The following is a 12,982-nucleotide window of genomic DNA, read 5'->3' as shown; positions in this document are numbered from 1 at the left end:
GGATCGCTGCGGCGGTATAGTCTGATCCATAACAAGACCGTCTAGCCTGTGATCCCACAATCCTTTATTTCCGATTTGCTGAACCGGGTCGACATCGTCGACGTGGTCGGGCGCTATGTGCAGCTGAAAAAAGGCGGCGCGAATTTCATGGGCCTGTGCCCGTTTCACAGCGAAAAATCGCCCAGTTTCACGGTCAGCCCGACCAAGCAGTTCTACCATTGCTTCGGCTGCGGCGCCCACGGCACCTCGATCGGCTTCCTGATCGAATACTCCGGCATGGGCTTTGTCGACGCCGTCAAGGACCTGGCGCAGAACGTCGGCATGGTTGTGCCCGAGCAGGACGACAAGATTCCGCCGGCCCAGCGCGCGCAGATGGCCGCGCAGAGCCTGGCTTTGACCGAGGCGATGACGCGCGCCAGCGAGTTTTACCGCTCCCAGCTGCGCGGCGCCACCGACGCCATCGCCTACCTGAAGAATCGCGGCCTGACCGGCGAGATCGCCGCACGTTTCGGCCTCGGCTACGCGCCGCCCGGCTGGGACAACCTGCGCTCCATCTTCCCCGATTACGAGGCGGTGGCGCTGGCCGAAGCCGGCCTGGTGATCGACAAGGTGGACGAGGACGGCGGCAACCGCAAACGCTACGACCGCTTCCGCGAGCGCGTGATGTTTCCGATTAAAAACACCAAAGGCCAGGTCATCGCCTTTGGCGGCCGGGTGCTCGACCACGGTGAGCCGAAGTACTTGAATTCTCCCGAAACGCCTTTATTTTCTAAGGGATTCGAGTTGTATGGCTTGTTCGAAGCGCGCCAGGCGATCCGCGATGCGGGTTATGTGCTGGTGACGGAAGGCTATATGGATGTGGTGGCGTTGGCGCAGATGGGTTTCCCGCAAGCCGTGGCGACGCTGGGCACCGCCTGCACCACCCATCACGTACAGAAATTGTTGCGTCAAACCGACACGGTGATTTTCAGCTTCGACGGCGACAAGGCCGGCCGCCGCGCCGCACGGCGCGCGCTGGAAGCCTGTCTGCCGCACGTGACGGATAACAAGACCATCAAATTCCTGTTCCTGCCGACCGAGCACGACCCGGACAGCTATGTCCGCACCTATGGCAACGAGGCGTTCGAGCAGGAAATACACGAAGCCATGCCGCTGTCGCAGTTCCTGGTCAAGGAAGCGGTGGGCGAGCATGATTTGCAGAGTCCGGAAGGCCGGGCCCGCGCCCAGTTCGACGCCAAGCCGATGCTGCAGGCGATGACGCCGACCTCGCTGCGCCTGCAGATCGTGCGCGGCCTGGCGCAGTTGACGCAGAGCACGCCGTCCGAGATCGAGGTGCTGTTCGAGCTGGCCAAGCCGGTCGCCGTCTCTCGCCAGGCGCCGCCGCGCACCGGTCGGCCGGTGCCGGTCGGGCTGGAGTTGCAGATCGTGCGCATGCTGGTGGCGCATCCGCCGCTGGCGCTGAATATCGACGAGGCGGCGCTGGCTGCGTTCAATTACTTTGGCGCGGCGCCGGCCGAGCGCCTGGTCCAGCTGGTGGCCTCGGCCCAGGCGATGGGGCCGAACGGCGGCTTCGCGGCCTTTGCCCAGCACCTGAAGTCGCAGGGCGACGAGTACGACGCGCTGATCGGCGAGATCGCCAAGGAGCCGGAGGCGGATATCGATGCGGTGCGGATGGAGTTGCGCGGGATTATCCGGCAGGTGAAGACCGAGGCCCTGAAGCAGGAGCTGAGCCAGCTGTTCGCGGCGGGATTGTCGTCCGACGAGATCGGCGTGCGCTACCGCGAACTGACGGCGCAGCAAAATCAGCTGCTGCGCGAAGCGGAGGCGGAGTTAGCTAATCGATAATGTTGTAAGGCGTTTTGTATAGTAATGTTTCTGTCATGATTGCAGCGGGCAGAAGTGGGGTTCTGCCCTCTGGAAATTGAAAAGTGACGTGCTATAATAAAACGCTAAGTGTTGTATGTTTTGGCATCGTTTTTCAGTTCAGAGTGTGTTTGTTTTCAGTAAGTTAGGCTCTTGATCGACATGGAAGAACGGGTGTCGGCGGCCAGGGCCAGCTTTGGTTACGGCAGCGCGCTACGGCGGCGCTGCACGGCAGACGTTCTGTTTGCTTTCTAACCTAGTCATGGTTTCTTGCCCCCACGCACGTGTCTGATGCAGTAGAATTTCCGCCGAGAGGGTGGGGTTCTGTTGAGGTCGATCGGCCCGACCAGGTGTAAGTAAGTCGTAGTATTGTCGCACTTGTGCAGTCGGCAAGTTCGAAGACGTAGGCCCGAGAGGGCCGCAAGAAACTTTATCCTAAATAAGCAAGTCGTTGTGTAATCGAAAGCGCCTGTGCCAATCAAGAAACCTGAATCCAAAGCGGCTGTAAAGCCGAGCAAAGTGACCGCAAAATCCGCTAAAACGGCGGACAAATCGGAAACGCGTGTCGCCAGCAACCCGCCGGCGGTCAGCCAGACCACCGATGCGGCGACGCTGGCTGCGATTGATACGTCGGGCTACGTGCTGCCGTCGGTCAAAGTGCCGGGCAGGCGCGGGCGCAAGCCGAAAGAATTCCAGCCGGAAAACGACGAAGTCGCCGCGCTGAACGCGGTCGAACGCGCCGAGCTGAAGGCGGTCGACAAGGCCAAGGCCAAGGACCGCAAGGCCAAGGAAAAGGCGCTGCTGAAGGACGCTTTCTCGTCGGACACGGAAGCGACCGAGGAAGAGCTCGAACGCCGCCGCCAGAAACTCAAGACCCTGATCAAGTTCGGCAAGGAACGCGGCTTCCTCACGTACGCCGAGATCAATGACCATTTGCCTGAGAATATCGTCGATCCGGAAGCGATCGAGGGCATTATCGGCACCTTCAACGACATGGGCATCGCCGTCTACGAGCACGCGCCCGATGCCGAGACCCTGCTGCTGTCCGACAACGTCGCCACCGTCACCAGCGACGACGAAGCCGAAGCGGCCGCCGAAGCGGCGCTGTCGACCGTCGACTCCGATTTCGGCCGCACCACCGACCCGGTGCGCATGTATATGCGCGAAATGGGCTCGGTCGAGCTGCTGACCCGCGAAGGCGAGATCGAGATCGCCAAGCGCATCGAAGACGGCCTGAAAGACATGATCCAGGCGATCTCCGCCTGCCCGGTGACGATCGCCGAGATCATCGCCGCCTCCGACCGCATCCGCGCCGATGAAATCAAGATCGACGAAATCGTCGACGGCCTGGTCGACGAGAGCGAGGAAGTCGCCGCGCCGGTAGCGGCCGCGCCGGCCGAAGAGGAAGAGGACGAAGAGGAAGAGGAAGAAGAGGAAGAAGAGGAAGAGGAAGAAGCGAGCGCCTCCGGCGCGGCAGGTTTCTCGGCTGAACAGCTGGAAGCGTTGAAAAACGCCGCGCTGGAAAAATTCGACGTCATCTCCCTGCAATTCGACAAGATGCGCCGCGCCTTCGAGAAGGAAGGCTACAACTCCAAGGCCTACGTCAAGGCGCAGGAAGCGATTTCGTACGAGCTGCTGGGCATCCGCTTCACCGCCAAGGTGGTCGAGAAGCTGTGCGACACGCTGCGCGGCCAGGTCGACGAAGTGCGCCATATCGAGAAGCAGATCCTCGACGTGGCCGTGAACAAGTGCGGCATGCCGCGCGCCCACTTCATCAAAGTCTTCCCGGGCAATGAAACCAATCTGGAATGGGTGGACGGCGAAGTGGCCGCAGGGCACGCCTACAGCGCCATCCTGGGTCGCAATATCCCGACCATCAAGGAACTGCAGCAGCGCCTGATCGACCTGCAGGCGCGCGTCGTGCTGCCGTTGCCGGACCTGCGCAACATCAACCGCCAGATGGCGGCCGGCGAAATGAAGGCGCGCAAGGCCAAGCGCGAAATGACCGAGGCCAACTTGCGCCTGGTGATTTCGATCGCCAAGAAATACACCAACCGCGGCCTGCAATTCCTCGACCTGATCCAGGAAGGCAATATCGGCCTGATGAAGGCGGTCGACAAGTTCGAATACCGCCGCGGCTACAAGTTCTCGACCTATGCGACGTGGTGGATACGCCAGGCCATCACCCGCTCGATCGCCGACCAGGCGCGCACCATCCGTATTCCGGTGCACATGATCGAGACCATCAACAAGATGAACCGGATTTCCCGCCAGATTCTGCAGGAAACCGGCGCCGAGCCGGATCCGGCGACGCTGGCCATCAAGATGGAGATGCCCGAGGACAAGATCCGCAAGATCATGAAGATCGCCAAGGAACCGATTTCGATGGAGACGCCGATCGGCGACGACGACGATTCGCACCTGGGCGACTTCATCGAGGACAACAACACGCTGGCGCCATCCGACGCCGCCTTGCACGCCTCGATGCGCGGCGTGGTCAAGGACGTGCTGGACTCGCTGACCCCGCGCGAAGCCAAGGTGCTGCGCATGCGTTTCGGTATCGAAATGTCGACCGACCACACGCTGGAAGAGGTGGGCAAGCAGTTCGACGTCACGCGCGAGCGGATACGCCAGATCGAAGCCAAGGCGCTGCGCAAGCTGCGCCACCCATCGCGTTCGGACAAGCTGAAAAGCTTCTTGGAAGGCAACTAAGACTTGACTAGTGGCGGCGCTAGCCCTTATCCTCGCGAGTTCGTTTTAAAAACGACCGCGCGTAGGAGGGGCTGGCAACTGTCCCCAGCGCAAAGCAAGACCCTGGGCCTCTAGCTCATGCTTGGTTAGAGCAGCGGACTCATAATCCGTTGGTGCCGTGTTCGACTCACGGGAGGCCCACCAATAAAAACAAGGACTTAGGTGCGAACCTAAGTCCTTGTTCTTTTCTACTGTCAACCGAGTGTCAACAGCGCTAACGGATTGAGGTTCTTGGCCTCTTGCAAATGCTCCGGCGCTAGGTGTGCGTAACGCATGGTCATCGTCAAGCTGGAGTGCCCCAGTATGCGCTGGAGCGTGATGATGTTGCCGCCGTTCATCATGAAGTGGCTGGCAAATGTGTGTCGGAGCGCATGTGTGAGCTGTCCGTCGGGCAGTACAATCTCTGACCGTTCAATTGCTTCTCGGAACGCTGAGAACGCATACCCAAAGACTCTTTCCCCTTCGCCGTGTGTTTTATGGTGCTCCCGCAATTCTGTCTCCAGCTCGGATTGAATTGGTACTGATCGAACCTTGCCAGACTTAGTTCTTGCGTACTGGATGAGTCCGGTGTGGATTTGCGAAAGCCGCAGTTCCTCCGCTTCGCTCCATCGGGCACCGGTTGCCAGGCATATCTTGGTCACTAGCAGCGCATGCTTGTTGCGGCCTTTGCTGATCGCGTCGAGAAGGTGTGTCACTTGTGGCAGCGTCAGGTAAGAGAGCTCTGTTTCCGTGATCTTGAATTGTCGAAGCTTCGCAAGCGGGTTTTCTTTTGTCCAGAATCCCAGCCTTTCTAATTCGTTAAACACCGATCGCAAATAGGCATGCTCGCGGTTCAGGTTGTTGGCAGAAATACCTACGCTTAGACGCTTCGTGCGGTACTCCGCAAACATACTGACATCGAAGTTCTCAACCGTTGGATTTCCCATTGCCGCCATCATTGCTTTCAGCCGAGCGTAAGTGTCCTTCCCAGACCGCAGGCCGACTCCGTGATGTTGGAACCAGGTATCGACTAGGTCGGTAATTTTCCTGATGTCTCGCTTATCGGGAGCCCACTCCGCCTTTTGGTTTATTTGCGTTTTAAGCCATGCTTCCCACGCCTTCGCTTCCGCCTGAGTTTTGAACGATTTCCTAAAGCGCTTGCCGCCACGTCCGGCTGGTTGCGCGTCTACGAGCCAGCCAGTTTCAGTTTTCTTGATCGCCATTCTTTTCCAATTCATTCATCGTACGTTCTTCTTCGTCCCGTAAGCGCCTGAGCTGAACGAGCAGCGATTCAAGTTTAACTACTTGGTCGTCCTGCTCGAAATGAGGGTCTTCCTGCAGACGAGCCTCGATATAGTCCGCCCGATCTATTGCCGCTCTGAAGACACGTGCGGCAGCACGCCGCTCCATGTAGATGGCATCCAAGTTGGTACCCGTGTCAGGCGGCCCATAGGGATCGATATGCCCGCGTTCGGTGTCGTCGATGCCTGTCGCTAGCCAGAAAGCGTGCTCTGGCCACTGCTTCGATGCGAATTCAATCATTTCGACGGTCGGGCGCTGCTTGCCGCTGAAGAAGTTTCGCCAGTGGGTAGCCGGAATTTGTGAGAGCTCCTCCAGCTCCTTAAAACGCCTGGATTGGGTCAGTGTCAGCTGCACGACTGCACGGAGACGGTCGCCCAGGTGCCCAATTTTTTTATGCTCAGGAGAATTTTCCATGCTTGACATCAACCTAGATAGGTATTATTGTTCGACAAAGCGGTAAATATTACCGCCAACAGAAACTTATGGATTCAATTATGGGCGACATTCCGAAATTTGACCAGCTTGCGCCGATGCAACTCGCCGTGCCACTCATGACACGTGAGTCGTTCGCTGCTGCCATTGGCTTGCCTGCGTCGGTCTTCATCGCGCAGGCGGATCGCGGCTATTGGCCAATCATGAAGATCGGCAAGCGCGTTTTTGTGAATGTTGAGCTCGTGCGGAAACGCGCCTTGGATGCTGAGTTCAAATGAGCCTCCTTCACTCGCCCAACGTGCTTGTCTGCGCGACCCTCACCAAGATGTTTGTCGATCAATTCGTGAAGCTGAACGATGAAGAACGAATCGTAGTTATTGAGAAGTTTTGCTTGGAAATCAACTCCGTCTTCGACTCCAATCTCAGCCCTAAACATGTCCCAGGCAGCAATCTGAAATCGCATGAAGAAAATTAATACACCTGCAGAAGCCTATGTTGCTGCATCGGGCGGATCGTCCATCGCGCGATCTGTGAAAGTGAAGATTTTTGGCATCGGCAAGTCGCTTGGCAATGGCGGCGACCACGTCGACAGCGCGCTAGCGCCGGCGCCGGGTGTCGCCGCGACTGCCGGAAATGCCCGGTTAGTGCCGCAAAAAGCGCAGGTAACGGCGCCAGATGATCGCCCCATTAATAACATGGGGGAAAACTTAGTTGGCGCCGACGAGGACGACATTTCAGAAAAATGGTCTTTGGTTTCGGAAGAACATCTTGGCGAAGTGTCGTTGGTCATGACTGATTCCGGCAAAACGAAAACCGTGATGGTCCGTCGTCCAGCGGAAGGGCAAGTCTGCATTATTGACTGGATCAATTTCACTGTTCTGGAGGACACGTTCTTTAAGACTGCCCGTCAGATTCTGGTTGCAGACGATCAAATCATCGAAGAAGCCAGCCGTCAGTTCGAAAGTATCTTTGGCTTCGGTATTACGTCCAAACGTGACCGGGGTATGAACTTCTATCGGGAGTCGTGGGTGCTGGGTGATGACATGGGGTTCGTCTGCTTTGGTGGTCAGCGCTCGACGATGCTTGTCACCCTTAGCGGCCAAGGCTGCCAGAACGCCATAGCGGGATGGGAAGGGCGGTTGTTCAACTTCCTCACGAAGGTGGCGATGCGTCCTTCGATCTCGCGAATTGATCTTGCTCACGATGACTTTTCCGGGGATCGGCTGTCGGTGGATTGGGCTGAAAAGCAATGGTGGGATGGCGGCTACAGCTTCAAGAAAGGTGGCCGTCCGCCAGAAATACAGCAGCTTGGCAACTGGAACCGCCCCAGCGGCAAGGGGCGTACTTTGACCATTGGTCAGCGCACGTCCAGTAAGTTCTGTCGATTCTATGAGAAGGGCAAGAAGGAAGGCGACAAAGAGAGTGCCTGGTGCCGGTGCGAGGTCGAGTTCAAGAACACCAGCATGATTATCTTGCCCGAAGTTTTGCTGAACCCGTCGCAGTATTTTTGCGGAGCGTATCCGTGCTTTGTGGAATTTGCCCAGGTGGATACACCGCGAAGAATGGAAGTTAAGCAGAAGACGGCCCAGATCACTATGGCCGCATGCATCGAAGTCACCAAACACCAATTTGGAAAATATCTCCGCGTATTCCGTGAGCTCTACGGTGATAAGGAGGCGCTCGATCTGGTGTGCAACGACAGTGTGGACTACTGGCCTAAGCGCATGAAGCCGCTGACCAGTGACGCTACGTCTGGCCCGGTGCCAGTGCATAAGCAAGAACCCGCTGCGATTCCATCTTGGATGAAATTTATTACGACCGTCCCATGTTTTGGCCTCAATGGGGAAAACGGTTTTGCGTAGGCCGCTTATAGATAGGAACTCAACATGAAATTTACCTCCACGATCAAAGTCACCGGCATGAAGTTCTCCAAGGGCACGATGGACAACGGTCAGGCGTTTGATAGCACGAAGGTGTTTGTCGAGACCGAACTCGACACCAGTAAGGATACCGCGATGGGTACGGCCACCGCAGAGTACGGCCTCGGTAAGGCGGAGGAATACCAGAAATACAAACACCTCGCTGGCTCGTTGCCATTTATGGCACTTGCGGAAATTGAGATTGTCACCAACGGGAAAACGCAAAAGACCGTTATCCATTCGCTGCGACCAGTTGACGCAGTAAAGACTGCTGCCCCTGGTGGCAAAAATGTGGGCGCATAAGCGCGAGGTCAAATTCATCGTGCAGGACAAGGAGAGTGCATTGTTTTTGATGCCAGTGGACGGTGATGTTGGATTCACTCCTTGGGCGCATGAAGCAGGCCGGTTTGATGCTTACAGCGAGGCGGCCGACACCGCCGCGTTGAACTGCCACGAAGGCTATTTCATTGTCGAAGTTCTGCATTAATTTTTTTGTGGTACCGCGCCGGACGGGTTTCCGGCATTCGTAATAGGGGTTGTATATGAAAAGCAATATTCAAAAGGGTCTGTTGACCGTCGTCGCTCTGGTCTCCGTTGGTGCCGCAAATGCTGCAAGTGCCGCCATCGACGTTACCGCCACGACGCAGGGCATCACCGATGCGCAGACTGCTCTGCTGTCCGTTATCGGCGGCCTGGTGAGCCTGTCCGTGGCGCTGTTCGGCATCAGCAAGGTTTACGCTTTCATCAAGCGTAAAGCGGGCGCTTAATGCGATGAGCTACCAAGTCGGCGCTTCCTGTTACGCGACCGTCGTGGATGCAGGGGGTGCCGCTTGCGCGGCATATGCACCGATCAGTTCCATTGTGGCTGACGGTGCAGTTGTGCGCACAGTTACATGCACCTCTGCCGATCCTTCGACCGGCTCACTGAATCTACAAATATCCTCAACGCCTATTGATGGCAGTGCCTCCAGCATTGCGTATGTCAGCCAGGCGATTGCTTTCCCCGGTTGTACCCAATCCGATTACGTAGATGCAGCAGAGATAGTCATGGCCGCCGTATTGGCGTGCTGGGCGGCGGTCTATGCCCTCAATGCAATCCGTAAATATCTGGACTGGTCGCGAGGTGAACCATCATGAATTTTGTAAAGAAACTTTTTGCGCTTTTATCCATCCAAGTCTATCTTTTTGTCAGCACGGCGCAGGCGCTGGTGATGCCGCCAATTTCAACCTTTGTGGGGCGGGAGATTCTTTCCGCTATGGCGTCACGCGGTGCCACTGCCGGTGCCAGTCGTATTTTGTCTGGGCTCGGTCCGTATGGCCTGCTAGCCGGTTTGCTGTTGCCTGCCGCGATAGACTGGATACGCAACTCTGATGGGACGGTGACGTACACGCCTCCCGCTGATTCGGCCCCTGGTTCTGGCGGCGGCAATCCAAGTGAAGTGACGTTCCGCAGCGCGACATACAATGGCAAGCAAGTGGAGGGGAGCGATCCTCTAACCGTTGGTCGAGCGGTGATTATGTACGGTGAGTGCGGCACCTACACTTGTAGCACGCCAGGCGTCACATACAGCAATCTCCGTATCGGTAGCACTTCCCCGAACGGCACTGGCTCAACGTATACCGTAGCACTCGATTCTGCTTGGAATGGTGGCGGGACCACGCGAACCGCTGTTGTGTATGGTTATGCTGAAACGCCACCCGGAGCGGTGATTGACTACACAGTTCCGATTGCTGCAAAGCCGCCCAAAACCGTGTCCGTACCTGAGGCGATGAAGGACATGCCTGCGGATATGAAGGAAAAAGTGATCCCCGCCCAGCAGATGGCCGACATCATCAACAAAGTCTTGCAAGATGATGCTGCGGTCAACGGAACGAAGGCGTACAACGATACAGTCAACAATCCTATGACTGCTCAAATGATCGAGGCAATCCGTGCTGCGACAGGGCAGGTGCCTAAGGTTGGCGATCTGGCGAACCCAATCGGGTTCCCTGATCCTGCTACAGTCCAAAACCCTCTTGATCCGGTGATAAAGCCAGGTGAGCCCGGCCCGATACCCGGATATGACTACACGCTGCCTGAGTCGCCGACCGTGGAGAAGATCAATGTGCCGGCGACTTTTATTCCTACGGTATTTGCTGCCCCTACTGGATGCCCTGCGCCTATCTCTTTCACTATGTTCGGCAAGACCTACGATCTCAAGTATCAATCCACGTGCGATCTAATGACGACGCTATCCCCGATCTTCTTGGCATGTGGCGCGGCGGCGGCAGCTCTTATTTTCGCGCAGGGGTTGCGATCATGAATCATGGGAGCTTGTCATGCTGAATATAGCTACGTTTCTGATGGGCCTTATCGGCCCTCTGGTGCTGCGTGCAATCGTGGCACTAGGTTTCACGGCAGTTACATATACCGGCGTCACTGCCTTGGTGTCGTCGCTGGTCTCCAGCGCACAAAGCAATTGGTCGGCGATGCCATCAGCAGTTCTTCAACTTGCCGCACTTTCCGGTATTCCCCAGGTGATGGGCATGATCTTCGGTGCTTATATGGCCAGAGTCGCTATGTGGGCATCTGTGGGCGCCGCGAAGTATGTACTTAAGAGCTAATCATGATCGATTTGAACACTGGGGTTCCTGGATCAGGAAAGACTCTTTCCATGGTCGAAAAGCTTGCCGCGCTGGTTGATCGGTGGGCTGCTCACCCTGAAGAGGCACGGCCAATATTTGTTTCTGGAGTTCCTGACTTGGCGCTACCTCACGCCATCATGCCGCTGAAGTCTGTACAGGTTGCGAAGGCGGGGGCGCCTATGCTCGTTCCTGATTGGGATGAGATGCCTGATGGTTCCCTGGTCATTATCGATGAGGCGCAAGGCTGCTTTCCGCCGCGGTCGTCAGCGTCAATTGCTCCCGCTCATGTGGCATGGCTCAATACACACCGCCATCGTGGCTTTGATATATGGATCACTACTCAGCATCCCAAGCTGATTGATGGGTCTGTACGTGCGCTCGTCGGTAAGCATCAGCATTATCGAAGGCTGTTCGGTGGTCAACGCGCTATGGTGTACGAATGGGATGCATGCTCCGACAGTCTTGCGGGGATGGCGACGGCGGTAACGCGATACTGGTCCTACCCGAAGAAGGCGTTCAAGTGGTACAAGAGCGCAGAAATCCATACGAAGCAAAAATTTGCGCTGCCCAAGTGGCTTCTCGCCTTCCCCATTGGCATTGCGCTTGCTGTTGTGGCTGTTCCTAGGGCCTACACAACGTTATCGCAGGGCATGGCTGGCAAGGGGCTTGGCGCTTCCCAGAAAGGTGGTGGCGGTTCTGTTCCGCCCGCTGCTACGCCGGTTCAATTGCCTGCTGCTCAGCAGGTGGCTGGCTATTACGTCCAAGGGCCGTATTGTTTCAGCATAACTAAAGGTGGCGTCATCGCCTCTGAGCCGCCGCAGTGCAGGGAGAACATGAAATGAAAAAATTGTGCGCAATATTTGCGCTCACGTTGCCGATTGCTCTCCATGCGGAGACGCTCGTTCTCAATTTTAAGTCCCTGTCAGTTGTGGCATTTGCTCAGGCGACGTATAAAGAAATGATGAAGCGGGACTATGTGATCAGTCCCGAGCTGCTGGCAATGGACAAGACCATAGCCGTGTCTGTTAAGAGTATCTCGGCAGAGGCGCTTCCTAAATTTGTCGAGGGTGTACTGTCCGCACAAGGGATTACGAGCGTTCAGCGTGACGGAATTTACTACCTGGGCATAAAAGAAGATACAGTCTCGGCCCGACGTTCGCTGGCCTTGTCGGGGCCGGTGGGGATTGTGGGGGATCGCGGAAAGGCAGACCAACGTGATGAGCTCCGCCAGATGGATGATGCCGCAATGTTGGCCAAGTCGAAGGCGGAGGAAGATTTTGAAACCGAGGTTTACCGGCCAATAAATCGCAATGCCGCTTTTGTGTCGGATGTGGTGAATGCTGCATTTCAGGCTAAACCTGCGTCGGTAGCGGGTGGGCTCGTCGTCCTGAACGCTCCTGCTGAAAAGCTGAAGAAGGCGTCGTTGCTTGCGAAGGCGATAGATGTTGCGCCGCATAAGATTAAGATTTCGGCGACGTTTGTCGAAGTGAGTTCTCAAGACGCAGCCGGTCTTGGCATATCCGTGGTCGCCGATTTGCTTGGTGCGAAGTTGGGCATTCGACTTGGCGATTCGTCTGGATCCGCTTTATCCCTGAAAGGAAATAACTTTCAGGTAGTGCTGGATGCCATAGCATCGGATGGCAGGTTTAAACAGGTTGCCAACCCTACGGCCCTTGTCGACGATTATGAAAAAACTGCTGTTAATTTCGGCGACAAGGTGCCCACCATCGCGTCGACCACGCTGGACAAGAATGGCAATCCACTGCAGCAGGTCGCCTATCAACAATCTGGAGTGGTTTTGAATGTTACGCCGCGAGTGCTGGGATCTGGGAAAATAAACCTTAGTGTTGACGGCCAAGTGTCGAGCTTTAGCGCTACCACTACAGGCGTTACGTCCTCGCCAACTCTGAGCAATCGGCAAATCCAGACGTCGCTCACAATGAACGACGGCGAAATTCTGATCATCGGTGGTCTGAGCAGCAACAAGTCAGTTGCTTCAAGCACGGGCTTATCGTTCCTCCCCAAGAGCTGGGCGGTGCCCTCGACTGCCAATTCCAACACCGATCTGGTGTTAGTTTTAGCTGTTCAGATTCAAGAGTAAAATTGATGAA

The 12,982-nt window shown here is 56.4% G+C and carries 14 protein-coding genes and 1 tRNA gene; 13 read left to right on the top strand and 2 right to left on the bottom strand.

What is annotated here, in order from left to right; translation table 11 throughout:
* Positions 1–48: 48 nt before the first annotated feature.
* From dnaG to DUGA2_RS17275, 3 genes are all read left to right on the top strand, one after another.
* Complete coding sequence (dnaG, locus tag DUGA2_RS17285; protein ID WP_070270679.1) at positions 49–1,845, top strand: DNA primase; 1,797 nt, start codon at positions 49–51, stop codon at positions 1,843–1,845.
* A gap of 489 nt (positions 1,846–2,334) precedes the next feature.
* On the top strand, positions 2,335–4,575 hold the full coding sequence (gene rpoD / locus DUGA2_RS17280) for an RNA polymerase sigma factor RpoD (RefSeq protein WP_070270677.1): 2,241 nt from the start codon (positions 2,335–2,337) through the stop codon (positions 4,573–4,575).
* 104 nt (positions 4,576–4,679) lie between these two features.
* Positions 4,680–4,758: transfer RNA gene (locus tag DUGA2_RS17275), tRNA-Ile, on the top strand.
* A 50-nt stretch (positions 4,759–4,808) separates the two neighbouring features.
* On the opposite strand, the gene DUGA2_RS17270 is transcribed toward DUGA2_RS17275, so the two are convergent.
* Both DUGA2_RS17270 and DUGA2_RS17265 read right to left on the bottom strand, forming a co-directional pair.
* Complete coding sequence (locus DUGA2_RS17270) at positions 4,809–5,816, bottom strand: tyrosine-type recombinase/integrase (RefSeq protein WP_070270676.1); 1,008 nt, start codon at positions 5,814–5,816, stop codon at positions 4,809–4,811.
* Complete coding sequence (locus DUGA2_RS17265; RefSeq protein WP_141753304.1) at positions 5,797–6,309, bottom strand: hypothetical protein; 513 nt, start codon at positions 6,307–6,309, stop codon at positions 5,797–5,799. The genes DUGA2_RS17270 and DUGA2_RS17265 overlap by 20 nt, the downstream gene beginning before the upstream one ends.
* Before the next feature lie 80 nt (positions 6,310–6,389).
* Here DUGA2_RS17265 and DUGA2_RS17260 point away from each other — a divergent pair, with 80 nt between their 5' ends.
* From DUGA2_RS17260 to DUGA2_RS17215, 10 genes are all read left to right on the top strand, one after another.
* On the top strand, positions 6,390–6,605 hold the full coding sequence (locus DUGA2_RS17260) for a hypothetical protein (protein WP_229214714.1): 216 nt from the start codon (positions 6,390–6,392) through the stop codon (positions 6,603–6,605).
* Between the two features lie 183 nt (positions 6,606–6,788).
* On the top strand, positions 6,789–8,189 hold the full coding sequence (locus DUGA2_RS17250; RefSeq protein ID WP_229214713.1) for a replication initiation factor domain-containing protein: 1,401 nt from the start codon (positions 6,789–6,791) through the stop codon (positions 8,187–8,189).
* A gap of 24 nt (positions 8,190–8,213) precedes the next feature.
* Positions 8,214–8,549, top strand: coding sequence for a hypothetical protein (locus DUGA2_RS17245; protein ID WP_070270672.1), 336 nt, complete (start codon positions 8,214–8,216; stop codon positions 8,547–8,549).
* Positions 8,536–8,733, top strand: a complete 198-nt coding sequence (locus DUGA2_RS17240; protein WP_070270670.1) for a hypothetical protein — start codon at positions 8,536–8,538, stop codon at positions 8,731–8,733. Before DUGA2_RS17245 ends, DUGA2_RS17240 begins: the two co-directional genes overlap by 14 nt.
* A 55-nt stretch (positions 8,734–8,788) precedes the next feature.
* Entirely contained in the window at positions 8,789–9,013 is a 225-nt protein-coding gene (locus tag DUGA2_RS17235) for a major capsid protein (RefSeq protein WP_070270668.1), read from the top strand.
* Between the two features lie 4 nt (positions 9,014–9,017).
* On the top strand, positions 9,018–9,383 hold the full coding sequence (locus DUGA2_RS33605; RefSeq protein ID WP_141753303.1) for a hypothetical protein: 366 nt from the start codon (positions 9,018–9,020) through the stop codon (positions 9,381–9,383).
* Positions 9,380–10,549, top strand: a complete 1,170-nt coding sequence (locus DUGA2_RS33600) for a virulence factor TspB C-terminal domain-related protein (RefSeq protein WP_141753302.1) — start codon at positions 9,380–9,382, stop codon at positions 10,547–10,549. The genes DUGA2_RS33605 and DUGA2_RS33600 overlap by 4 nt, the downstream gene beginning before the upstream one ends.
* Before the next feature lie 16 nt (positions 10,550–10,565).
* Complete coding sequence (locus DUGA2_RS17225) at positions 10,566–10,850, top strand: DUF2523 domain-containing protein (RefSeq protein ID WP_070270665.1); 285 nt, start codon at positions 10,566–10,568, stop codon at positions 10,848–10,850.
* A gap of 2 nt (positions 10,851–10,852) precedes the next feature.
* Positions 10,853–11,713: a zonular occludens toxin domain-containing protein gene (locus DUGA2_RS32760; RefSeq protein ID WP_071658934.1), complete on the top strand. Its 861-nt coding sequence runs from the start codon at positions 10,853–10,855 to the stop codon at positions 11,711–11,713.
* Entirely contained in the window at positions 11,710–12,972 is a 1,263-nt protein-coding gene (locus DUGA2_RS17215) for a type II secretion system protein GspD (protein ID WP_070270661.1), read from the top strand. The genes DUGA2_RS32760 and DUGA2_RS17215 overlap by 4 nt, the downstream gene beginning before the upstream one ends.
* Positions 12,973–12,982 lie beyond the last annotated feature (10 nt).

The organism is Duganella sp. HH101 (assembly GCF_001758795.1).
Lineage (GTDB): Bacteria > Pseudomonadota > Gammaproteobacteria > Burkholderiales > Burkholderiaceae_D > Rugamonas > Rugamonas rivuli.
This window is presented reverse-complemented; position numbering and strand designations above follow the sequence as displayed.

What these genes read in the sequence shown, in the direction of transcription:
- DUGA2_RS17270 (WP_070270676.1), bottom strand. Translation starts at nt 5,816, where the DNA reads ATGGCGATCAAGAAAACTGAAACTGGCTGGCTCGTAGACGCGCAACCA.
- DUGA2_RS17265 (WP_141753304.1), bottom strand. Translation starts at nt 6,309, where the DNA reads ATGGAAAATTCTCCTGAGCATAAAAAAATTGGGCACCTGGGCGACCGT.
- DUGA2_RS17260 (WP_229214714.1), top strand. Translation starts at nt 6,390, where the DNA reads ATGGGCGACATTCCGAAATTTGACCAGCTTGCGCCGATGCAACTCGCC.
- DUGA2_RS17250 (WP_229214713.1), top strand. Translation starts at nt 6,789, where the DNA reads ATGAAGAAAATTAATACACCTGCAGAAGCCTATGTTGCTGCATCGGGC.
- DUGA2_RS17245 (WP_070270672.1), top strand. Translation starts at nt 8,214, where the DNA reads ATGAAATTTACCTCCACGATCAAAGTCACCGGCATGAAGTTCTCCAAG.
- DUGA2_RS17240 (WP_070270670.1), top strand. Translation starts at nt 8,536, where the DNA reads ATGTGGGCGCATAAGCGCGAGGTCAAATTCATCGTGCAGGACAAGGAG.
- DUGA2_RS17235 (WP_070270668.1), top strand. Translation starts at nt 8,789, where the DNA reads ATGAAAAGCAATATTCAAAAGGGTCTGTTGACCGTCGTCGCTCTGGTC.
- DUGA2_RS33605 (WP_141753303.1), top strand. Translation starts at nt 9,018, where the DNA reads ATGAGCTACCAAGTCGGCGCTTCCTGTTACGCGACCGTCGTGGATGCA.
- DUGA2_RS33600 (WP_141753302.1), top strand. Translation starts at nt 9,380, where the DNA reads ATGAATTTTGTAAAGAAACTTTTTGCGCTTTTATCCATCCAAGTCTAT.
- DUGA2_RS17225 (WP_070270665.1), top strand. Translation starts at nt 10,566, where the DNA reads ATGCTGAATATAGCTACGTTTCTGATGGGCCTTATCGGCCCTCTGGTG.
- DUGA2_RS32760 (WP_071658934.1), top strand. Translation starts at nt 10,853, where the DNA reads ATGATCGATTTGAACACTGGGGTTCCTGGATCAGGAAAGACTCTTTCC.
- DUGA2_RS17215 (WP_070270661.1), top strand. Translation starts at nt 11,710, where the DNA reads ATGAAAAAATTGTGCGCAATATTTGCGCTCACGTTGCCGATTGCTCTC.